This is a genomic window from Neisseria sp. P0014.S009, assembly GCF_051958155.1.
Classification (GTDB): domain Bacteria; phylum Pseudomonadota; class Gammaproteobacteria; order Burkholderiales; family Neisseriaceae; genus Neisseria; species Neisseria flavescens_C.
Genome location: NZ_JBQCVS010000099.1, coordinates 1 through 290, shown reverse-complemented (window position 1 = coordinate 290; position 290 = coordinate 1). Strand labels below are relative to the sequence as shown.

Below are 290 nucleotides of genomic sequence, written 5' to 3'. Positions count from 1 at the left end.
ACGATGACGTCCGGCGTGCCGTCGATACGGTAAGTCTCGGTCAGGCTTTGCATTTTTTTAGCGGCTGCAAGGCTGGCGGGTGCGTCGTATGCGGCAATCAGTTTTTTGCTGTCAAAGCTTTTTTGTGCCGCCGCCCAGCTTTTGAAAGTGGCGGCATCCGCCAAATTGATTTTCTGCTCGTGTACGGCTTTGAAAATAGCGGGGTTTGCCTGATACTTCAAACCCGAAGCGTTAACCGCCGCGGCAACCCGCGCCAAGCCCAGCATTTCAGGCATCCAGACGACGTGTTC

General features: G+C 54.8%; 1 pseudogene. It reads right to left on the bottom strand.

The features are described from left to right. Positions 1-290: pseudogene (locus ACTHS4_RS11845) on the bottom strand (thiol:disulfide interchange protein DsbA/DsbL); the annotation flags it as partial.